16 protein-coding genes are annotated in these 20,943 nt (G+C 59.8%); 9 read left to right on the top strand and 7 right to left on the bottom strand.

From position 1 onward, the window contains the following. The first annotated feature begins 65 nt into the window (after positions 1 to 65). On the top strand, positions 66 to 839 hold the full coding sequence (locus C1N84_RS00330) for a DeoR/GlpR family DNA-binding transcription regulator (protein ID WP_088516188.1): 774 nt from the start codon (positions 66 to 68) through the stop codon (positions 837 to 839). A gap of 51 nt (positions 840 to 890) precedes the next feature. Here the strand turns inward: C1N84_RS00330 and C1N84_RS00325 are convergent, their stop codons facing one another. After that, the gene (locus C1N84_RS00325) at positions 891 to 2,006 is read right to left on the bottom strand and encodes a glycosyltransferase family 9 protein (RefSeq protein WP_264441854.1); all 1,116 of its coding nucleotides are present in this window, start codon (positions 2,004 to 2,006) and stop codon (positions 891 to 893) included. A gap of 205 nt (positions 2,007 to 2,211) precedes the next feature. After that, entirely contained in the window at positions 2,212 to 3,042 is an 831-nt protein-coding gene (gene fdhD / locus C1N84_RS00320; protein ID WP_264441853.1) for a formate dehydrogenase accessory sulfurtransferase FdhD, read from the bottom strand. Between the two features lie 143 nt (positions 3,043 to 3,185). Here fdhD and fdnG point away from each other — a divergent pair, with 143 nt between their 5' ends. From fdnG to selB, 7 genes are all read left to right on the top strand, one after another. Next, positions 3,186 to 6,233, top strand: coding sequence for a formate dehydrogenase-N subunit alpha (fdnG, locus tag C1N84_RS00315; RefSeq protein ID WP_081049407.1), 3,048 nt, complete (start codon positions 3,186 to 3,188; stop codon positions 6,231 to 6,233). A gap of 12 nt (positions 6,234 to 6,245) precedes the next feature. Next, positions 6,246 to 7,145, top strand: coding sequence for a formate dehydrogenase subunit beta (fdxH, locus tag C1N84_RS00310; protein WP_021506856.1), 900 nt, complete (start codon positions 6,246 to 6,248; stop codon positions 7,143 to 7,145). Continuing rightward, a complete protein-coding gene (gene fdoI, locus C1N84_RS00305) occupies positions 7,145 to 7,786 on the top strand; it encodes a formate dehydrogenase cytochrome b556 subunit (RefSeq protein ID WP_136546271.1) in 642 nt (213 codons plus the stop codon). Before fdxH ends, fdoI begins: the two co-directional genes overlap by 1 nt. Further along, on the top strand, positions 7,786 to 8,712 hold the full coding sequence (gene fdhE, locus C1N84_RS00300; protein ID WP_264441852.1) for a formate dehydrogenase accessory protein FdhE: 927 nt from the start codon (positions 7,786 to 7,788) through the stop codon (positions 8,710 to 8,712). The genes fdoI and fdhE overlap by 1 nt, the downstream gene beginning before the upstream one ends. A 131-nt stretch (positions 8,713 to 8,843) precedes the next feature. After that, positions 8,844 to 9,455, top strand: coding sequence for a glutathione S-transferase (locus C1N84_RS00295; protein ID WP_021506859.1), 612 nt, complete (start codon positions 8,844 to 8,846; stop codon positions 9,453 to 9,455). A gap of 8 nt (positions 9,456 to 9,463) precedes the next feature. After that, positions 9,464 to 10,843 carry an L-seryl-tRNA(Sec) selenium transferase gene (selA, locus tag C1N84_RS00290; protein ID WP_104189538.1) on the top strand — a complete coding sequence of 460 codons (1,380 nt, stop codon included), beginning with the start codon at positions 9,464 to 9,466 and terminating at the stop codon, positions 10,841 to 10,843. Next, positions 10,840 to 12,693, top strand: a complete 1,854-nt coding sequence (selB, locus tag C1N84_RS00285) for a selenocysteine-specific translation elongation factor (protein ID WP_264441851.1) — start codon at positions 10,840 to 10,842, stop codon at positions 12,691 to 12,693. The genes selA and selB overlap by 4 nt, the downstream gene beginning before the upstream one ends. Before the next feature lie 51 nt (positions 12,694 to 12,744). Here the strand turns inward: selB and glyS are convergent, their stop codons facing one another. Both glyS and glyQ read right to left on the bottom strand, forming a co-directional pair. Next, positions 12,745 to 14,814: a glycine--tRNA ligase subunit beta gene (gene glyS / locus C1N84_RS00280; protein ID WP_264441850.1), complete on the bottom strand. Its 2,070-nt coding sequence runs from the start codon at positions 14,812 to 14,814 to the stop codon at positions 12,745 to 12,747. Positions 14,815 to 14,823: 9 nt separating this feature from the next. Further along, the gene (glyQ, locus tag C1N84_RS00275) at positions 14,824 to 15,735 is read right to left on the bottom strand and encodes a glycine--tRNA ligase subunit alpha (RefSeq protein WP_021506863.1); all 912 of its coding nucleotides are present in this window, start codon (positions 15,733 to 15,735) and stop codon (positions 14,824 to 14,826) included. A gap of 203 nt (positions 15,736 to 15,938) precedes the next feature. Here glyQ and C1N84_RS00270 point away from each other — a divergent pair, with 203 nt between their 5' ends. Beyond that, positions 15,939 to 16,934, top strand: a complete 996-nt coding sequence (locus tag C1N84_RS00270; RefSeq protein ID WP_264441849.1) for an acyltransferase — start codon at positions 15,939 to 15,941, stop codon at positions 16,932 to 16,934. Here the strand turns inward: C1N84_RS00270 and C1N84_RS00265 are convergent. From C1N84_RS00265 to xylA, 3 genes are all read right to left on the bottom strand, one after another. Then, positions 16,919 to 17,851, bottom strand: a complete 933-nt coding sequence (locus C1N84_RS00265; RefSeq protein WP_141496809.1) for a GlxA family transcriptional regulator — start codon at positions 17,849 to 17,851, stop codon at positions 16,919 to 16,921. The two genes, C1N84_RS00270 and C1N84_RS00265, sit on opposite strands and share 16 nt — an antisense overlap. Before the next feature lie 139 nt (positions 17,852 to 17,990). Then, on the bottom strand, positions 17,991 to 19,433 hold the full coding sequence (gene xylB, locus C1N84_RS00260) for a xylulokinase (protein WP_394541696.1): 1,443 nt from the start codon (positions 19,431 to 19,433) through the stop codon (positions 17,991 to 17,993). A 17-nt stretch (positions 19,434 to 19,450) separates the two neighbouring features. Next, complete coding sequence (xylA, locus tag C1N84_RS00255) at positions 19,451 to 20,773, bottom strand: xylose isomerase (protein WP_127833456.1); 1,323 nt, start codon at positions 20,771 to 20,773, stop codon at positions 19,451 to 19,453. Positions 20,774 to 20,943: the final 170 nt, after the last annotated feature.

Below are 20,943 nucleotides of genomic sequence, written 5' to 3'. Positions count from 1 at the left end.
ACATGACGCCACGATGACACTCAGGTAAGCTTAGGCCCAGCTTCGCTCTGCCACAGGGAAACGTCATGCTGCAGGAGACCCGTTTACATCGCATCCGCGCGCTGCTGAGCACGCAACATCAGCTCAGCACTGAACGCATCATCAAAGAGCTGGGCATTTCACGGGAAACGGCACGGCGCGATATCATTTCGCTTGAGGCGCAGGGGCTGGCGCGCCGCGTACATGGCGGTCTGGTGGCGCTGGAGAGCCCACCGGAGCCGCCGCTGCAGGTGCGCCGTAACGCACAGGCCAGAGAGAAACGCGCGATTGCCGCCGCGGCGGTACAACATCTGCAGCCCGGCCAGACGCTGTTCCTCGATGCCGGCACCACCACCACGCTGCTGGCTGAAGAGCTGCGCACCATGTCCGGCCTGACCATCATCACCAACAGTCTGCAGGCGGCACTGGCGCTCAGCGCGGCCGAAGAGCATGAAACCCTGAATAACCAGGTGCTGCTGCTGGGCGGCATGATGATGGCCGGCGCGCAGCAGACGCGGGGAGAAATGACGGTGGGGGAAATTTATCGATATCGCGCCGACGTGGCGCTGCTGTCACCGGTCGGCATCGATGCCCGAAACGGCGCCAGCAGCTTCCATCCGCATGAAGCTGCCATCGCGCACGCCATGGTACAGCAGGCCAGCCGCACCCTGCTGCTGGCGGATCACAGCAAACTCGGCGTGATCAGCCGTACTCAGTACGCCCCTGTCGGCGATATCGATCTGTTGATTTGCGACGGCGGCGCGGCAAAGCCTGGTGCGCTCAGCGCTCTGCAGCAGGCGTTAGCGGTGCAGGTGGTGTAAGGAACTGCCCGATGCACGGTCACCGTACTGACGGCACAGTGACCTCATCGATTATGGCTGAACCAGCGTGTGGATTTTTTGGCTTATTTTCTCAACCAGCCGTCCGTCATTTTTAAAAACAAACTCATCGGAAAATATCTGATGGCCGTTACTGTAGCCAGGCGACCACAGCTGATTATTTTTCAGTGAGTCCTGATAGATGCCAACCAGGGCTTTGTTATAAGCCGCCGAGATATGCACCACGGCGGTATCGGGAGTAATCACGCAATCACTTTGCTTAACCGCAGCGAAAGCGTGATACAGCGAGGGAACGCGGTATAACTTCGCGGGGTGCAGCGACGCCTGTTCCAGCGCGCCTTTGTGATCGAGCACCACGATATTGGTGGCCGCATTGTGCCTGACAATCGCCCCGATTAGCTCATTCAGCTGCTGCTCAGAGAGGTCACGATCGGCATGACTGGCATAAATATTGATTAAAATATTGTGCTCATCAGCGGAAAACATGCCGGACTGGTGAATTTCGGCATCAATGCGCTCAGGATAAAATATTTCATAATTCAGCCCATCAACCGTCTCAACCTGAAGATAGTCAAGAACCGCACGATAGATATTTTTAACGTGGTTATTAAGGTGATCGAACTGAATGTTGATATCGTAAGGTTTAAGCCAGCCAGGCTTGTTGAAACCCAGCGTCATTTTAGGATTGATATCGGCAATCATTTTGGGCATATACAGCGCGGTTTGCCAGATAGCCGTATCGATCAATAAATCGTAAGCATTGTTTCTCAGGAGCGTAACGACCTCACTCCCGATGGCGGTGTCATATTTATCGCGCTGATGACAATCGCTGAAACTCTCCGAGAGATAGATGTTGTGAATATACGGATTATGCCGGAAAAGGCTCTCATTCTCCTTTACCGCCAGAATATCTACACGATACCCGGCTTCAAACAGCGCTCTGAGAAAACACGTAGAAACGATGGCATCGCCGATTTTACCTTCATTGCGAACCAGCAGAATGGATTTGATATCCTGTCTATTCGGTTTGTGGCTTGAAGTCTTTTTCCATTTCCTTGCTGCAAAATAAAGATCAAGAGAATATTTAATCTCTTTCTTTAAATAATTACGCCTGCGATTCAGCTGCCGCAGCTTTTTAATTAAAGCCATAATGAATATATTATTATTGATTGAGACGTTAATGATAGCGCATCAACTTCTTCATTCCTATCGAAAAGAATGTCACATTAAAAACTATTGCATGCATATTATTTAGCAGGCTAACCAGAAAAAGCGCAGCGTAATATAAGATTGCCTGACACCTCCCGGTACGCCGCATGCCGCGAACGGTGAGATTCCCGGCATGTATCGCACATCAACCGTTGATCAGACGCTGCGGATGGCTGTACACCGTGGCGCGTCCCGGTTTAGAAAAACCGACCAGCGTCAGGTTACAGCGCTCGGCCACTTCAACGGCCAGCTGGGTGGCGGCCGAGACGGCAAACAGGATCTCTACGCCGCACATGGCAGATTTTTGCACCATCTCATAGCTGGCGCGGCTGGAAACCAGCACCGCGCCCTGCTGCCAGTGCTGCTGGCTGCGCTGACCCAGCAGCTTATCCAGCGCCACGTGGCGACCCACGTCTTCGCAGCCGCCCTGCAGTTCGCCCTGCGGCGATATCCACGCGGCGGCGTGCGTACAGCCGGTCAGATTGCCGATGGGCTGGAAATCGCGCAGCTGTGCCAGCCCGTTATCAAGGCAGGCCAGATCGAAGGTCTGCGTAAACGGCAGCGGCTGCACCGGCTTGCCGATTTGATCCAGCTGCTCCACCCCGCATACGCCGCAACCGGTGCGGCCCGCCATGGCGCGACGCTGCGCCTTCAGCGCCATAAAACGCCGGCTGGAGAGTTCGATCTGCACTTCGAACCCATTGCAGCCCGGCACCACATCCATGCCATAGATCTCGCCGGGTTGCTCAATAATGCCTTCGGAGAGCGAAAAACCGAGCGCAAAAGCCTGCAGATTATCCGGCGTCGCCATCATCACCACGTGTGAAATGCCGTTGTAGACCAGCGCCACCGGCACTTCCTGCGCCAGCCAGTCGCTTTCCGCTTCGGTAATCGAGTGGCGCTGCCATACGGTGGTCTGGCTCAGTCCTGCGATCTCATTCACATTCTGGTTACTTTTTTGCTGTTTCGCTTTCACTTCTCTCGTCTCGCATAACAACCACATTAAAGTAGTGGTAATATCAGGTCGCTTTTGACGCAATCCTGCGTGGAGCCATTCTGAACCCCGGCTCCATCCAGCGCAAAAAAATTATTACAGCAATGTCGACTCAAGGATTACCCATGAACGTCAGCCGAAGAAAATTCTTCAAGATCTGCGCTGGCGGTATGGCAGGAACCACGGCAGCACTGCTCGGCTTTACGCCGGAAGCCGCGCTGGCGGAAACACGGCAGTATAAGTTGCTGCGTGCCCGCGAAACCCGTAATACCTGCACTTACTGCTCAGTCGGCTGTGGCCTGTTAATGTACAGCCTCGGCGATGGCGCGAAAAACGCCAAAGAGACCATTTTCCACATCGAAGGGGATCCGGACCATCCGGTGAGCCGCGGCGCGCTCTGTCCTAAAGGCGCGGGCCTGCTTGATTTTGTCCACAGCGACAGCCGTCTGAAATATCCGGAATACCGTGCGCCAGGCTCCGACAAATGGCAGCGCATCAGCTGGGATGACGCCTTTACGCGCATCGCGCAGTTGATGAAAGCCGATCGCGACGCCAACTTTATCGCGCAGAACGCCGCCGGCGTGACGGTAAACCGCTGGCTCTCCACCGGCATGCTGTGCGCTTCGGCCTCCAGCAACGAAACCGGCTACTTAACGCAAAAATTTACCCGATCGCTCGGTATGCTGGCGGTCGACAACCAGGCACGCGTCTGACACGGACCAACGGTAGCAAGTCTTGCTCCAACATTTGGTCGCGGTGCGATGACCAACCACTGGGTCGACATCCGTAATGCCAATCTGGTTGTGGTGATGGGCGGAAACGCTGCTGAGGCGCATCCGGTCGGTTTCCGCTGGGCGATGGAAGCCAAAATTCACAACAAAGCCAAACTGATTGTTATCGATCCGCGCTTCACGCGCACGGCATCGGTGGCAGACTTTTACACGCCTATCCGCCCCGGCACCGACATTGCCTTCCTGTCGGGTGTGCTGCTGTGGCTGCTGCAGAATGACAAAATCCAGCATGAATATGTGCAGGCGTACACCAATGCCAGCCTGATCGTGCGGGAGGATTACCATTTCGACGATGGCCTGTTTAGCGGCTACGACGAAGCCAATCGCAAATATGACAAAACCAGCTGGAACTACGAGCTGGGCGACGACGGCTTTGCCAAACGCGATGACAGCCTGAGTCATCCGCGCTGCGTCTGGAATCTGCTGAAGCAGCACGTCAGCCGTTATACGCCGGAAATGGTTGAGCGCATCTGCGGCACGCCAAAAGCGGATTTCCTGCACGTCTGTGAGCTGATTGGTGAAACCAGCGCGCGCGACCGCACCACCTCGTTCCTGTATGCACTGGGCTGGACACAGCACTCGGTCGGGGCGCAGAACATTCGCACCATGGCGATGATTCAGCTGCTGCTGGGCAATATGGGGATGGCCGGCGGTGGCGTCAATGCGCTGCGCGGACACTCCAATATTCAGGGTCTGACCGATCTCGGCCTGCTGTCGCAAAGCCTGCCGGGCTATATGACGCTGCCGTCGGAAAAACAGACCGATCTCACCAGCTATCTGGCGGCGAACACGCCGAAGCCGACGCTGCCGGGCCAGGTGAATTACTGGGGCAACTACCCGAAATTCTTCGTCAGCATGATGAAAGCCTTCTTTGGCGACAAAGCACAGGCGGAGAACAGCTGGGGCTTTGACTGGCTGCCGAAGTGGGACAAAGGCTACGACGTGCTGCAGTACTTCGAGATGATGTCGCAGGGCAAGGTTAACGGCTATCTGTGCCAGGGCTTTAACCCGGTGGCGTCGTTCCCGAACAAGCGCAAAGTGATCGATTCGCTGTCGAAGCTGAAGTTCCTTGTCACCATCGACCCGCTCAACACCGAAACCTCGACCTTCTGGCAAAACCACGGCGAGTTTAACGATGTCGATCCGGCGCAGATTCAGACCGAAGTGTTCCGTCTGCCGTCGACCTGCTTTGCCGAGGAGAACGGCTCCATTGTTAACTCCGGCCGCTGGCTGCAGTGGCACTGGAAAGGTCAGGATGCGCCGGGCGAAGCGCTCAACGACGGCGAGATTCTCTCCGGTATCTATCTGCGCCTGCGTGAGATGTACGCACGCGAAGGTGGCGCGCAGCCAGAGCCGGTGCTGAACATGACCTGGAACTACCTGACGCCCGACAATCCGGCCTCGGAAGAGGTGGCGATGGAGAGCAACGGCAAAGCGCTGGCGGATATTTACGATGACAAAGGCACGCTGCTGGTGAAGAAAGGCCAGCAGCTCAGCACCTTTGCCCATCTGAAAGATGACGGCAGCACCAGCAGCGGCTGCTGGATTTTCGCCGGTAGCTGGACACCGGACGGTAACCAGATGGCGCGCCGCGATAACACCGATCCGAGCGGGCTGGGTAATACGCTGAACTGGAGCTGGGCGTGGCCGCTGAACCGCCGCATCCTGTATAACCGCGCCTCCGCTGACCCGCAGGGCAACCCGTGGGATCCGAAACGCCAGATCCTCAAATGGGATGGCAGCAAGTGGGGCGGTATGGATATTCCGGACTACAGCACGGCCGCGCCGGGCAGTAACGTCGGGCCGTTTATCATGCAGCCGGAAGGCATGGGCCGCCTGTTCGCCATCGACAAAATGGCAGAAGGACCGTTCCCGGAGCACTACGAGCCGTTTGAAACGCCGCTCGGCACCAATCCGCTGCATCCTGACGTGGTCTCCAACCCGGCCGCGCGCGTGTTCAAAGACGATCTGGCGGCGATGGGCAAAGCGGAGCAGTTCCCGTATGTCGGCACCACATATCGTCTGACCGAGCATTTCCACTACTGGACCAAACACGCGTTGCTTAACGCCATCGCGCAGCCGGAACAGTTTGTGGAGATTGGCGAGAAGCTGGCGAACAAGCTCGGCATCGCCCAGGGCGATACGGTGAAGGTGAGTTCCAACCGCGGCTATATCAAAGCCAAAGCGGTGGTCACCAAGCGTCTGCGACCGCTCAACGTCGATGGCAAAACTGTCGATACCATTGGCATCCCGATTCACTGGGGCTATCAGGGCGTGGCGAAAAAAGGCTTTATCGCCAATACCCTGACGCCGTTTGTCGGTGACGCCAACACGCAAACGCCGGAGTTTAAGGCGTTCCTGGTTAACGTCGAGAAGGTGTAACGGAGAACGAAGATGGCTTATCAATCGCAAGACATTATCCGCCGCTCCGCCACCAATGGTTTCACGCCTGCCCCGCAGGCGCGTGACCATCAGCAGGAAGTGGCGAAACTGATCGACGTCACCACCTGCATCGGCTGTAAGGCGTGTCAGGTCGCGTGTTCAGAGTGGAACGACATTCGCGACGAGGTCGGTCATAACGTCGGGGTGTATGACAACCCGGCGGATTTGACCGCCAAATCCTGGACGGTGATGCGTTTCTCGGAAGTCGAGGAGAACGGCAAGCTGGAGTGGCTGATCCGCAAGGATGGCTGCATGCACTGTGCCGATCCCGGCTGTCTGAAAGCCTGCCCGTCGGAAGGCGCGATTATTCAGTACGCGAACGGGATCGTCGACTTTCAATCGGAGCAATGCATTGGCTGCGGCTACTGCATTGCCGGCTGTCCGTTTGACGTGCCGCGGCTGAATAAAGACGACAACCGCGTGTATAAATGCACGTTATGCGTCGATCGCGTTAACGTCGGTCAGGAACCGGCGTGCGTGAAAACCTGTCCGACCGGGGCGATTCATTTCGGTAGCAAAAGCGACATGCAGCAGCTGGCTGCCGATCGCGTCGCCGAACTGAATACGCGCGGCTATGCTAACGCCGGGCTGTACGATCCGGCTGGCGTCGGCGGCACCCACGTCATGTACGTGCTGCACCACGCCGACAAACCGCAGCTGTATCACGGCCTGCCGGCCAACCCGAGCATCAGCCCGGCGGTCACCTTCTGGAAAGGCGTCTGGAAACCGCTGGCTGCTATCGGCTTTGCCGCCACCTTCGCCGCCGCGGTGTTCCACTACGTTGGTGTCGGTCCGAACCGGGTGGAAGAGGACGACGACGAAAACCTGCATGAAAAAGAGGAGCGCGAATGATGAAAAAGCGCGATCGTCTGGTGCGCTACAGCGCGCCGGAACGCATCAATCACTGGATTGTCGCGTTCTGTTTTGTGTTTGCCGCGCTCAGCGGACTGGGTTTCTTTTTCCCGTCGTTTAACTGGCTGATGCACGTGCTCGGCACGCCGCAGCTGGCGCGTATCCTGCACCCGTTCGTCGGCGTGGTGATGTTTGCAGCCTTTATTATCATGTTCTTACGCTACTGGAAGCACAATCTTATCCAGCGCGAAGATCTGGTATGGGCGAAAAATATCCGCAAAATTGTGCGTAACGAAGAGGTGGGCGATACCGGCAAATACAACTTCGGGCAGAAGTGTGTGTTCTGGGCTGCTATCATCAGCTTAGTCTTGCTGCTGGTGAGCGGAATTGTTATCTGGCGCCCCTGGTTCGCCGGGTACTTCACCATTCCGCTGATTCGCGCCGCGCTGGTGGTGCATTCGGTCTCGGCTGTGGCACTGATCATGACGATTATGGTGCATATTTATGCCGCCCTGTGGGTGAAAGGCACCATTACCGCCATGGTTGAGGGCTGGGTACCGGCCGCGTGGGCGAAGAAACATCACCCACGCTGGTATCGCGAGCAGCGCCAACGCCAAACACAACAGGAAAAACGTCCCTGATGAGTATTCGCATCATCCCGCAGGAGCAGCTGGAGAAGAGCGAAAAGAACACGGCGGAGCAAGTTCCGCCGTTACTTTTCCCCCGGCTGAAAAATCTCTACAGCCGCCGTGCGGCGCGGTTGCGTGATCTGGCGGCGAAAAATCCGCTGGGCGACTACCTGCGTTTTGCCGCGGTGATCGCGCAGGCCCAGGAAATCGTGCTGTATGACCATCCGCTGCAGATCGATCTGCATCAGCGGCTGGCCGAGAGCGCGCAGCAGGGCAAACCGCCGCTGGATATCCACACTTATCCGCGCGACGTGCACTGGCAGCGGCTGCTGCATTCGCTGATCGCCGAGCTGAAACCAGAGATGAGCGGCCAGGCGCTGGCGGTGCTGGAGAATCTGGAGAAGGCCTCGTCAACCGAGCTGGAAACCCTTGCCAGCGCGCTGCTGGAAGGCGAATTCGCCCAGGTCAGCAGTGATAAAGCCCCGTTCATCTGGGCGGCGCTGTCAATTTACTGGGCGCAGATGGCGTCAATGATCCCCGGCAAAGCGCGGGCCGAATATGGCGAGCACCGTCAGTTCTGCCCGGTGTGCGCCAGCGTGCCGGTCGCCAGCGTGGTGCACATGGACGTTGGCCAGCAGGGTCTGCGCTATCTGCATTGTAATCTGTGCGAAAGCGAGTGGTACGTGGTGCGCAGCAAGTGCTCGAACTGCGAGCAAACGCGCGATCTGCATTACTGGTCGCTGGACAGCGAGCAGGCTGCCGTGAAAGCCGAAAGCTGCGGCGACTGCGGTACCTACCTGAAGATGCTATACCAGGAGAAAGATCCGGCGCTGGAACCGGTGGCCGACGATCTCGCCTCGCTGGTGCTGGATGCCCGCATGGAGCAGGAAGGATTCGCGCGCAGCAGCCTGAATCCGTTTATGTTTCCCGGGGATTGATGCAGTAAATTTACTCATTCTGCGATTTGTAGCGGCGCGATTTATCGCGCGGTTTTGCACCATCAAACCCTGCGCGATAAATCGCGCCGCTACAATGTGGAGCCTGGCATTTATCGCAACGGAGACATCTGATGAAACTGATTGGCAGCTATACCAGCCCGTTTGTGCGCAAAATCTCAGTGATCCTGCTGGAAAAGGGCCTGGTGTTTGAATTCGTCAACCACTCTCCGTGGGAGCCTGACAGCCACGTCCCGCAGTACAATCCGCTGGGTAAAGTGCCGGCCTTCATTGATGACCAGCAGCTGACCTGGTTTGACTCCTCGATCATTGCTCAGGTGATTGAACTGCGTGGCGATGCGCCTGCCCTGCTGCCCGACGACGCACTGCGCGCCCTGCAAATCCGCCAGCTGGAGAAGCTGGCCGACGGCATCAATGATGCAGCGGTGATGATCGTGCGCGAGCAGATGCGTCCCGGCGATCGGCAGTCGGAAGAGGTACTGCTGCGTAATCGCGAGAAAATTGCACGCGGCCTCGACGCACTGGAAACCGCCGCCGCGCAGGGCGAGTTGCTCAACAGCGGCACGCTCAACCTCGCCGATATCGCCACCGGCTGCACCCTGGGCTATCTCAATTTTCGCCGCGTGCTGCCCAACTGGTGCGTCAATCGCCCGGCGCTGGTTAAACTGGCAGAAACGCTGTTCGAGCGGGAAAGCTTTGCCCGTACGGTTCCGCCCACCCACTAAGTGATGTGATGAAAGCCCTCTACAGTCAGCTCCCTGCCATCGACAGCCTGCTGCGCGATCCGGCGCTGCAGCCGCTGCTGGCACAATCCGGTACCGCCTTTATCACGCGCCAGCTGCGCGGCATGCAGCAGGAGGCGCGCGACCACATTCAGCAACATCAATCGTTACCGCACTGGCACGCCAGCTGGCCGGATGAAGCGCTGCGCCGCGCACAGCAGCAGCAGCAAAGCGCGCTGCGCCCGGTGTTTAACCTGACCGGCACCGTGCTGCACACCAATCTGGGGCGCGCGCAGCTCAGCGATCGCGCCATCGCGGCGGTCAGCGCCTGTCTGCGCCAGCCGGTAACGCTGGAGTATGCGCTGGACGACGCGGCGCGCGGTCATCGCGATCGCGCAGTCAGCGCACTGCTGTGCGAGCTAACCGGCGCCGAAGCTGCCTGTATCGTCAATAACAACGCCGCTGCGGTACTGCTGATGCTGGCCAGCCTGGCAGCGGGTCGCGACGTGATTATGTCGCGCGGCGAACTGGTGGAGATCGGCGGCGCATTCCGTATCCCTGACGTGATGCGCCAGGCGGGCTGCCGATTGGTGGAGGTTGGCACCACCAATCGCACCCATCTGAAGGATTATCGCGGCGCCATCGCCGGGGATAGCGGCCTGCTGATGAAGGTACACACCAGTAATTACCAGATTCAGGGCTTTACCCATGCCGTGTCTGAAGCCGAGCTGGTGCAGTTAGGCGACGCGCACGGCCTGCCGGTGATCAGCGATCTCGGCAGCGGTTCGCTGGTGGATATGACGGCGTACGGGTTGCCGCCTGAACCGATGCCGCAGCAGCTGATTGCGGCCGGCGTGAGCCTGGTGAGTTTCTCCGGTGACAAACTGCTGGGTGGCCCGCAGGCCGGGATTATCGTCGGCAAAAAAGCGCTGATTGACCAGCTGCAACAGCATCCGCTGAAGCGCGCACTGCGCGTCGATAAAATGACGCTGGCGGCGCTGGAAGCGACGCTGCAGCTCTACCGTCAGCCGGAAACCCTGCACGAGGCGCTGCCGACACTGCGCCTGCTGACGCGCAGCGCGCACGATATTCTGCAACAGGCTGAACGTCTGATGCCGGCGCTGGAGCACGCCTTCAGCGCCGATTTTTCGCTGGCGATCGCTGCCTGTTCCTCGCAAATTGGCAGCGGTTCGCTGCCGGTCGAACGTCTGCCCAGCTTTGCTATCACCTTCACGCCACGCGACGGTCACGGCAGCCAGCTCAACGCCCTGGCGCAGCGCTGGCGCCAGCTGGCACGCCCGGTGATCGGCCGCCTGCAGGAGGGCAAACTGTGGCTGGATTTACGCTGCCTTGATGACGAAGCCGCCCTGATACGGACCTTAGTACCATGATTATTGCCACGGCCGGACATGTCGATCACGGTAAAACCGCGCTGTTGCAGGCCCTGACCGGTGTTGATGCCGATCGCCTGCCGGAAGAGAAACGGCGCGGCATGACCATCGATCTCGGTTATGCCTACTGGCCGCAGCCCGATGGCCGCACGCTGGGCTTCATTGATGTGCCTGGCCATGAAAAATTTCTCGCCAACATGCTGGCCGGCATCGGCGGCATTCATCATGCGCTGCTGGTGGTGGCCTGTGACGATGGCGTGATGCCGCAGACCCGTGAGCATTTACAGCTGCTGAGCCTCGCCGGACAGCCGCCGCTGAGCGTGGCGCTGACCAAAGCCGACCGCGTCGATGCCGCACGCATCGCGGAGGTGCAGCAGCAGGTCGCGCAGCTCACGCAGCAGCTCGGCTGGCCAGCGGCAGCGCAGTTTGTTACCAGCAGCCATACGCAGCAGGGCATTGAAACGCTGCGCCAGCACCTCAACAGCCTGAACGCACCGGCGTTTGAGCCTGGCCGCCGTTTCCGGCTCGCCATCGACCGCGCTTTCACGCTGAAAGGCACCGGGCTGGTAGTCACCGGCACCGCGCTGAGCGGTGAAGTCAGGGTGGGCGACACGCTGTGGCTCAGCAGCCTGAACCTGCCGCTGCGCGTGCGGGCGCTGCATGCGCAGAACCAGCCAGTGACGCGCGCGCAGGCGGGCGAGCGCATCGCGCTGAATATCGTCGGTGACGTAGAGAAAGCACAGATTACGCGCGGCGACTGGCTGCTGGCACAGCCGCGTCCCGCCGGCACGCAGCGGCTGATCGTCGCACTGCGCCTGCTGCAGCCGCTGAAAACGGCCTCACAGCCGGTGCATCTGCATCACGCGGCCAGCCACGTCACCGGCCGCTTAACGCAGCTCACGGACGATGTGGCTGAACTGGTGCTCAGCCAGCCGCTGTGGCTGGCGGAAAACGATCGGATAATTATTCGCGACAGCAATGCGCAGCACACGCTGGGCGGCGGACGCGTACTGCTGTGCGACAGCAAAAAGCGCGGTAAACGCCAGCCGGACTACCTGCAGTGGCTGCAACAGCTGGCCGCGGCGCGGGATGACAGCGCCAGCCTGCAGGCGCATCTGGCGTATCAACCGGCCGCGTATGACGAGCTCGGCTGGGCGCGCCAGCTCACTGCGTCGGCGCTGGACGCGCTGCTGCTGCCGCTGAATCCGGTGCGGCTGGGGACCAGCCTGATGAGCGACACCATGGCCAGCGCCTGGCAGCAGCGTTTACGGGAAGCGCTGAGCGCCTTCCACCAGCAGCATCCGGAGCTGCCGGGCATCGGCCACGATCGCCTGCGCCGTGTGGCGCTGCCGCATGCGCCGGCACCGCTGGTGCCGGGATTAATCGACCAGATGCTGGCACAAGGCGAGTTGCGGCAGAAACAGGGCTGGCTGCACCTGCCCGACTTCGCGCCGCGCTTTAATCCGCAGGAAGCCACGCTGTGGCAGCAGGTCGAGCCGCTGTTCAGCGACCAGCCGCTGTGGGTGCGCGACATTGCCGATACGCTGCAGCAGGATGAAGAGCAGATTCGTGGTTTGTTGCTCACCGCGGCGCGTCTCGGCCATATCACAGCGATCGTGCGCGATCGCTACTACCGCAGCGCGCAGATCCAGATCTTCGCCGATCTGATTCGTCAGCGTGCGGCCGCCGGAGGCAGCACCAGCGCCGCCGACTTCCGCAACCAGCTGGGTACCGGCCGCAAAGTCGCGGTGCAGATTCTGGAATTCTTTGACCGCAGCGGCTTTACCCGCCGTCGCGGTAACGATCACCTGCTGCGCGACGCGCGCCTGTTCACCTCTTCTGCCGCCTGAAACAAAAAAAGGGACGATTGCTCGTCCCTTCGGTTCACTTCTGCCCATCGCTTACTGCAGCAGCGAAATGTCCGCCACCTGCAGGAACAGCTCGCGCAGTTGCGCCAGCAGCGTCAGGCGATTGATACGCACCGCTTCGTCATCGGCATTCACCATGACGTTGTCGAAGAAGTTATCCACCGCTTCGCGCAGCTGCGCCAGCTCCACCAGGGCATCCTGATAGCGGCCTTCCGCAAAGTACGGCTGCAGCTTGTCGCCCAGCGCGGTGACAAAGGTCGCCAGCTGAATTTCAGCGTTCTCTTTCAGCAGGGACGCCTGCACGCTGTCGTTCAGGGTTTCGGTGGCTTTCGCCAGGATATTCGACACGCGCTTGTTAGCCGCCGCCAGCGCCGAAGCCGCTTCCAGCGTACGGAAGTGCGAAACCGCCTTCATACGTGCATCGAAATCGGCCGGACGGGTTGGACGACGCGCCAGCACCGCCTGAATGGTGTCAACGCTGTGGCCCTCTTCCTGATACCAGGCGCGGAAACGGCCCAGCATGAAGTCGATGACATCATCAACCACGTTGGCGTTGCTCAGCTTGCTGCCGTACAGGCGCACCGCTTCTTCCGTCAGGGTTTGCAGATCGAGCGGCAGGTTCTTCTCAACGATGATACGCAGCACGCCCAGCGCGGCACGACGCAGCGCAAACGGGTCTTTATCGCCTTTCGGATGCTGTCCGATGCCGAAGATACCGGCCAGGGTATCCATTTTATCGGCAATCGCCACGGCGCAGGCCACCGGGCTGGACGGCAGATCGTCACCGGCGAAACGCGGCTGGTACTGCTCGTTAAGTGCAACTGCCACATCTTCCGCTTCACCATCGTGGCGCGCGTAGTGCATGCCCATCACACCCTGGGTGTCGGTGAACTCGAACACCATATTGGTCATCAGGTCGCACTTCGACAGCAGGCCAGCGCGCGTGGCGTGATTGACATCAGCGCCAATCTGCGCGGCAATCCAGCCGGCCAGCGCCTGAATACGGTCGGTTTTGTCACGCAGCGTACCCAGCTCTTTCTGGAACAGCACGGTTTCCAGACGCGGCAGGTTATCTTCCAGACGTTTTTTGCGGTCGGTGTTGAAGAAGAACTCGGCATCGGCCAGACGCGGACGCACCACTTTTTCATTACCGGCAATGATCTGCTGCGGATCGCGCGATTCAATGTTGGTGACAAAGATGAAGTTGGGCAGCAGCTGGCCGTCTTCGGCGTACACCGGGAAGTATTTCTGATCCCCTTTCATGGTGTACACCAGCGCTTCAGCCGGTACCGCGAGGAACTTCTCTTCAAACTTCGCCGTCAGCACCACCGGCCACTCCACCAGCGAAGCCACCTCTTCCAGCAGGCTGTCGCTCAGGTCGGCTTTACCACCCAGCTGCTGCGCGGCAGCTTCGGCATCGGCTTTGATTTTGGCTTTACGCGTGGCGTAATCGGCGATCACTTTACCGCGCTCCTGCAGCAGCTGCGGATACTGATCGGCGTTGTCCAGCGTCAACTCCGGCTCGCCCATGAAGCGATGCCCGCGAATAACGCGATCGGACTGAATACCGAGGATGGTGGCCGGAATCAGCTCATCACCCAGCAGCAGCGTCACGGTGTGCACCGGACGCACGAACTGCACGTCGCTGGCGCCCCAGCGCATCAGTTTTGGAATCGGCAGCTTGCTTAGCGCGGTCGCGACCATCGCCGGCAGCAGCGCCTGCGCGCTTTCGCCTTTTACCGCAGCACGATGCACCAGCCACTCGCCTTTGTCAGTGCTGATACGCTCAGCCTGCTCTACGGTGATGCCGTTGCCACGTGCCCAGCCTTCTGCCGCTTTAGTCGGCTTGCCTTCGGCATCAAACGCCGCAGCGACGGCCGGGCCGCGCTTTTCTACTTCGCGATCGGGCTGCGCGGCCGCCAGCTGTGCCACCTTAAGCGCCAGACGACGCGGTGCCGCAAACCAGCTGACGTCGCCATGCGCCAGACCGGCGCTGTCGAGCTCAGCGGTAAAGTGCGCAGCAAAGGCTTCTGCCAGGCTGCGCAGGGCTTTCGGAGGCAACTCTTCGGTGCCAATTTCCACCAGGAAAGTTTTATCGGTCATGGCTGCCTCTTACTTATTACGGTTGCACATAGGGAAGCCGAGCGCCTCGCGGGAGGCATAATAGGCTTCCGCCACGGCTTTCGTCAGGGTGCGAATACGCAGGATATAACGCTGGCGCTCGGTTACCGAGATCGCTTTGCGCGCATCAAGCAGGTTGAAGCTGTGCGCGGCTTTGAGAATGCGCTCATAGGCCGGCAGCGGCAGCGGTTTTTCCAGCGCCAGCAGCTGCTGTGCCTCTTTTTCATACTGCTCGAAGCAGCTGAACAGGAAATCGACGTCGGCGTACTCAAAGTTGTAGGTCGACTGTTCCACTTCGTTCTGGTGGAACACGTCACCGTAGGTGGTTTTGCCGAACGCGCCGTCGCTCCAGGTGAGATCGTACACGCTGTCCACGCCCTGGATGTACATCGCCAGACGCTCCAGACCGTAGGTGATCTCGCCGGTCACCGGCTTACACTCCAGGCCGCCGACCTGCTGGAAGTAGGTGAACTGCGTGACTTCCATGCCGTTCAGCCACACTTCCCAGCCGAGTCCCCAGGCGCCCAGCGTTGGGTTTTCCCAGTTATCTTCGACGAAGCGAATGTCATGCACGCCAGGGTCAATACCGAGCTCTTTCAGCGATCCGAGGTACAGCTCCTGAAGGTTGTCCGGGTTCGGCTTAATCACCACCTGGAACTGGTAGTAGTGCTGTAAACGGTTCGGGTTTTCACCGTAGCGGCCATCGGTGGGACGACGCGATGGCTGCACGTAGGCGCTCGCCATCGGCTCTGGCCCGAGAGCACGCAGGCAAGTCATAGGGTGAGAAGTGCCAGCGCCCACTTCCATGTCCAGCGGTTGGACAATGGTGCAGCCCTGACGCGCCCAGTAATCCTGCAAGGTCAGGATCAGGCCCTGAAAGGTCTTGGTATCAAACTTTTGCATGTTGAATTCGCACGCGATACGGGTGGATTTAAAAAGAGTGCGACAGTATACCCTTTGACCGCGCATTGTGCAGCCGGAAATCCTGGCGCAGGCGGGTGCGGTTGTGCGGCGGTTAACAGAGAGCTCCGAAAACCAGGCTGCGGGGTTGTTGGCCCGCTGTGCACTGGCTACCCTTCTTCGCACGGAGTACGCACGAGGAAGCCATGTCGCAAAAAATCTGCTGGATTGATAACTTACGCGCGGTCGCCTGTCTGATGGTGATCGTCATTCACACCACCACCTGGTACATCACCGGACCGATGGCAGTCACCGGCCCCAGCTGGGACGTCGCCAATCTGCTTAACTCGGCTTCGCGCGTCTGCGTGCCGCTGTTCTTCATGATTTCCGGTTATCTGTTCTTTGGCGAACGCAGCGCGCAGGGCCGTCATCTGCTGCGCATTGTGCTGTGTCTGCTGTTCTACAGTGCCGTCGCGCTGACCTACATCACCTGGCTGACGCCAATCAGCGAAGGCCGCTCACTGCTCAAGCTGTTGCAGAAGCCGGTGTTCTACCATCTGTGGTTCTTCTTCGCCATTATCGGCATCTACCTGCTGTCTCCGCTGATTCAGGTGAAAAACGTGCCGCCGCGCTATGTGGCGCTACTGGTGCTGATCCTCGCGGTGATCGCCAATCCGAACACCGTCAGCCAGTCGCTGGGGCCGTTCCACTGGCTGCCTGTCAATCTGTATGTCAGCGGCGACTCGATTTACTACCTGCTGTATGCGCTGCTTGGACGGGCGATTGGCGTGATGGATACCGACAGGCGCGGCATCAGCTGGCTGGCCGGGCTGAGTTTTATCGCCTGCGTCATCGGTATCGCGCTTGGCACCAGACAGATGCTGAAGATTAACGGCGCGTTTAATGACACCTGGTATCTTTACTGTGGCCCTCTGGTGTTTATCGCGGCGATAAGCCTGCTGGTGCTGTTTAAAAATGTGCTGAACCACCGGCCGCTGCCGCTGCTGGCAACCATTTCACGCTATTCGCTGCCGATTTATGGTTTCCATGCGCTATTCATTCACTATCTGCGCACCCATCATTACGACGATATGTCGCGGCCGTGGCTGGATCTGCCGTGGGTCTTTGGCGTAACCCTGCTGGGCAGCCTGCTGCTGGCGATGTTGCTGAAACGCGTGGACAAGCATCATCTGGTGAGCTGATCGTCCCAGCGCTGCCGGGCGCGGCGCAGCTGGCGTGCCGAGGAGAAGCCGGCGGCCAGCGCCGCTTTTTCCGCCGCTTCCCCCTGCTGCTGGCGCTGGCGCGCAATCACCAGCCGCAGCTGCTCGTGATATTCCCGCACGCTGATACCCAGATGCTGGCGAAACAGGCGCGTCAGATGGCGCTCGCTGACGTGGGCACGTTCGGCCAGCGCGCCCAGCGACCAGTCATGTTCCGGATGTGCAATCATCGCGTCCTGCGCGCGATGAATCGCCGGATGCAGATGATTACGATAACGCAGCCATGGCGACAGTTGCGGATCGTCACCCGAGCGGCGGAACCACACCACCATCTCCCGCGCCACCGTCAGCGCCTGCCGCGCGCCGCACAGACGGTTGATCAGGTGCAGCGCCAGATCGATACCCGCAGTAATCCCCGCGCTGGTCCAGATGCCGGCATCTTCCACAAACACACGGTTGTCTTTCACCAGCGCAGCCGGCGCGGCGGCTTTCAGGCGCGGCAACACATCATGGTGCGTGGTGCACTGTACGCCATCCAGCAGACCAGCCTGCGCGGAGAGCAGCGCGCCGGAGCAAATACACACGAGGGTAATGCGCCGCGTATGAATCGCGCTGCGTTGCTGGCGCAGCCAGTCGCGCGCCTGCCCGGCAGCCCCGGTATCGAACCAGATGCGGGAATCGAACACGCCGGGCACAATCAGCAGACTGTTATCGGGTAGCGTGGCGGGCAGCGGTGCAATATCAGCAATGGTCATGCCGGTCGAGCAGGTGACGCTCGCCTGCGGGCCGATGTAGTGCAGCGCAAAATGTCCGCCCGCCAGCTGCAGCGTCTCTGCCGGCCCGGTGAGGTCGAGCGCCATGACGCCCGGCAGGACAAGAAAATAGACGGGCTGCGGCATGGTGGGTTCCTCAGGCGATGAAGGGTAACGATGGGCGAAGATGCGCAGCCAAATCCGGCCACGTATCTTCAGCGATTCTTCCCATCATACCCGACTCTGTTCACGCCTTGCGACCTCATCCGGCCATGCGTCAGCCAAATCAGGACATCAGTGGTAACAACTGCTGGTATAGCTGCGCAAAGCGCGCACGGCGCGGCTGATAAGCCTGATGCTGCGCGGCGTCCGGCTGATGGCGCTGCACTAACGCCGGTGCCGGCCATTCGCTGGCCGGATCCACCGCCAGCTGCGCCAGGCGCGCGGCACCGAGCGCCGGCCCCACCTCGCCGCCGTGACAATAATCCAGCGTCAGTCCGCTGATGTCCGCCAGCATCTGCCGCCAGTACGCGCTGCGCGCACCGCCGCCAATCAGCATCACCGCGTTGGGCAGTACGCCACACTCATGCACCGCATCCATGCCTTCCGCCAGCGCAAAGCCCACGCCTTCCAGCACCGCGCGCGCCAGTTCCGGCCGGCCGTGCTGGTGCGTCAGGCCAAAGAAAGCTCCCTGTGCCTGCGGATTATTGTGCGGCGTGCGCTCGCCGGAAAGGTAAGGCAAAAACCACACCGGCGTGGCCTGCGCGCTGGCGCGTTCAGCTTCGGCCAGCAGGTGCGGCACATCATCGCAGCCGGTCAGTGCAGCGGCCCAGTCCAGACAGGCGGCGGCACTCAGCATCACCGACATCAGATGCCAGCGCTGCGGCAGCGCATGACAGAAACTGTGCACGGCGCGTTGCGGATTGCTGAGATAGCCTTCGCTCACCAGAAAATAGACGCCGGAGGTGCCGAGCGACAGCATGCCCTGTCCTGGCTCAACCATGCCAACGCCGACAGCGCCAGCCGCATTGTCGCCGCCGCCGGCCACCAGCGGCACCGGCTCCATCCCCCAGCGCGCTGCGATTTCCGGCAGCAGCGTGCCGGTGCTCTGGTTGCCCTCAAACAGCTGCGGCATGTGGCTGCGGTTCAGCCCGCACGCCGCCAGCATTGCATCGCTCCAGTCGCGCTGTGCCACATCCAGCCACATCGTTCCCGCCGCATCTGACATATCGGTGGCGAAATCGCCGCTCATCCGCCAGCGCAGATAATCTTTCGGCAGCAGCACTTTTGCTACCTGCGCAAATATCGCCGGTTCATGTTGCTGCACCCACAACAATTTGGGCGCGGTAAAACCCGGCATCATCAGGTTGCCGGTAATCTGACGCGACGTCGGCACGCGCTGCTCCAGCTCGTGGCACTGCGCGCTGCTGCGCCCGTCGTTCCACAGTATCGCCGGACGCAGCACCTGATGCGCGGCGTCCAGCAGCGTCGCGCCGTGCATCTGGCCGCTAAAGCCGATGGCGCTGACGTGGCGTAAATCGTGCTGCTGCGCCAGCGCCTGCATGGCACTATCGGTGGCCTGCCACCAGCTTTCGGGATCCTGTTCGCTCCATAGCGGCTGCGGACGCGTCACCTGCAGCGGCGCGCTGGCCGTGGCCTGAACCTGGCCGTGCGCATCCAGCAGCGCCACTTTAACGCCGGAGGTGCCTAAATCGATCCCGATAACCATGCTTCGCTCCCGATGGATTAGAAATTATACAGATAGTGATTCACCAGATTTTCCAGCTGCTCCTGGCGTCCGCTGCGATGCTGCGGATTGAGTTGCAGCTGCTGAGCATGCGCCGCCAGCGAGGCAAGAGAAAACTCGCCTTTCAGAATTTGCTGGCCGAACTCACCATTCCAGCCGCTATAGCGCTGCGCCACGCGCTTATCCAGCTCGCCATCGCTCACCATACGTGCCGCCACTTTCAGCGCCAGCGCCATGGTATCCATCGCGCCGATGTGGCCATAAAACAGATCGTATTTGTCGGTGCTCTGGCGCCGTACTTTGGCATCAAAGTTTAAGCCGCCGGTGGTGAACCCGCCCGCTTTGAGGATCTCGTACATCACCAGCGCGTTTTCTTCGACGCTGTTCGGGAACTGGTCGGTATCCCAGCCGCACTGGCTGTCACCGCGGTTGGCATCGACCGAACCGAAGATGCCCAGTGCAATCGCCGTCGCAATTTCATGATGGAAAGAGTGACCCGCCAGCGTGGCATGGTTGGCTTCCACATTCACTTTGATCTCTTTTTCCAGGCCAAACTGCCGGAGGAAACCGTAGACCGTCGCGACATCAAAGTCATACTGGTGTTTAGTCGGTTCCTGCGGCTTCGGCTCAATCAGCAGCATCCCCTGGAAACCGATTTTATGCTTGTGCTCCACCACCATCTGCATGAAGCGTCCGATCTGCTCGCGCTCCTGCCGCAAATCGGTATTCAGCAGCGTTTCGTACCCTTCGCGTCCGCCCCACAGCACATAGTTTTCACCGCCCAGCGTCTGCGTCGCCTGCATCGCGCTGCACACCTGGCTGGCTGCCCAGGCGAAAATTTCCGGATCCGGGCTGGTCGCCGCGCCGGCCGCATAGCGGGGATGCGTAAAGCAGTTCGCGGTGCCCCACAGCAATCTGACGCCGGTTTCCTGCTGTTTTTCCAGCAGTTTATCGGTCATTACCGCCAGGTTTTCCTGGTAGCTGCGCAGCGAATCACCTTCCGGTGACACATCGACATCATGGAAGCAGTAATAAGGCACGTTGAGTTTGTAAAAGAACTCGAACGCGACATCCGCTTTGAGCTTCGCCAGCTGCAGCGCATCGCCATTTTTCTGCCACGGGCGATCAAAGGCCCCCACGCCGAACATATCCGCACCGTTCCAGCAGAACGTGTGCCAGTAACAGGCGGCAAAACGCAGGTGTTCCGCCATGGTTTTACCCAGAATCACTTCCTGCGGATTGTAATGACGAAACGCCAGTGCGTTAGTGGTATTGGCCCCTTCATAACCAACGCGCTCAAGCTGGTCGAAATAAGCGTGCATGTTGTGCTCCTTAGCATCAGACCCGAATGGTCAGCAGTGAAGCGTTATTTTGCGGAGGCGTAAGCGTTCAGCTCAATTACGATATTTCACACTGAACTTAAGATAATTATTATTTGTGCGGCAGCTCGCAAATCCATGTATTTAATTACATCGCGTGCCGGCGCGCAGCG

This window comes from Pantoea sp. SGAir0418 (assembly GCF_043529865.1).
This window is presented reverse-complemented; position numbering and strand designations above follow the sequence as displayed.

Coding starts and splice junctions, on each gene's coding strand:
- C1N84_RS00325 (WP_264441854.1), bottom strand. CDS start 2,006: ATGGCTTTAATTAAAAAGCTGCGGCAGCTGAATCGCAGGCGTAATTAT.
- C1N84_RS00265 (WP_141496809.1), bottom strand. CDS start 17,851: ATGCCGCAGCCCGTCTATTTTCTTGTCCTGCCGGGCGTCATGGCGCTC.
- selA (WP_104189538.1), top strand. CDS start 9,464: ATGAAAGCCCTCTACAGTCAGCTCCCTGCCATCGACAGCCTGCTGCGC.
- fdhE (WP_264441852.1), top strand. CDS start 7,786: ATGAGTATTCGCATCATCCCGCAGGAGCAGCTGGAGAAGAGCGAAAAG.
- glyQ (WP_021506863.1), bottom strand. CDS start 15,735: ATGCAAAAGTTTGATACCAAGACCTTTCAGGGCCTGATCCTGACCTTG.
- C1N84_RS00270 (WP_264441849.1), top strand. CDS start 15,939: ATGTCGCAAAAAATCTGCTGGATTGATAACTTACGCGCGGTCGCCTGT.
- fdxH (WP_021506856.1), top strand. CDS start 6,246: ATGGCTTATCAATCGCAAGACATTATCCGCCGCTCCGCCACCAATGGT.
- xylB (WP_394541696.1), bottom strand. CDS start 19,433: ATGGTTATCGGGATCGATTTAGGCACCTCCGGCGTTAAAGTGGCGCTG.
- glyS (WP_264441850.1), bottom strand. CDS start 14,814: ATGACCGATAAAACTTTCCTGGTGGAAATTGGCACCGAAGAGTTGCCT.
- C1N84_RS00295 (WP_021506859.1), top strand. CDS start 8,844: ATGAAACTGATTGGCAGCTATACCAGCCCGTTTGTGCGCAAAATCTCA.
- xylA (WP_127833456.1), bottom strand. CDS start 20,773: ATGCACGCTTATTTCGACCAGCTTGAGCGCGTTGGTTATGAAGGGGCC.
- C1N84_RS00330 (WP_088516188.1), top strand. CDS start 66: ATGCTGCAGGAGACCCGTTTACATCGCATCCGCGCGCTGCTGAGCACG.
- fdoI (WP_136546271.1), top strand. CDS start 7,145: ATGAAAAAGCGCGATCGTCTGGTGCGCTACAGCGCGCCGGAACGCATC.
- selB (WP_264441851.1), top strand. CDS start 10,840: ATGATTATTGCCACGGCCGGACATGTCGATCACGGTAAAACCGCGCTG.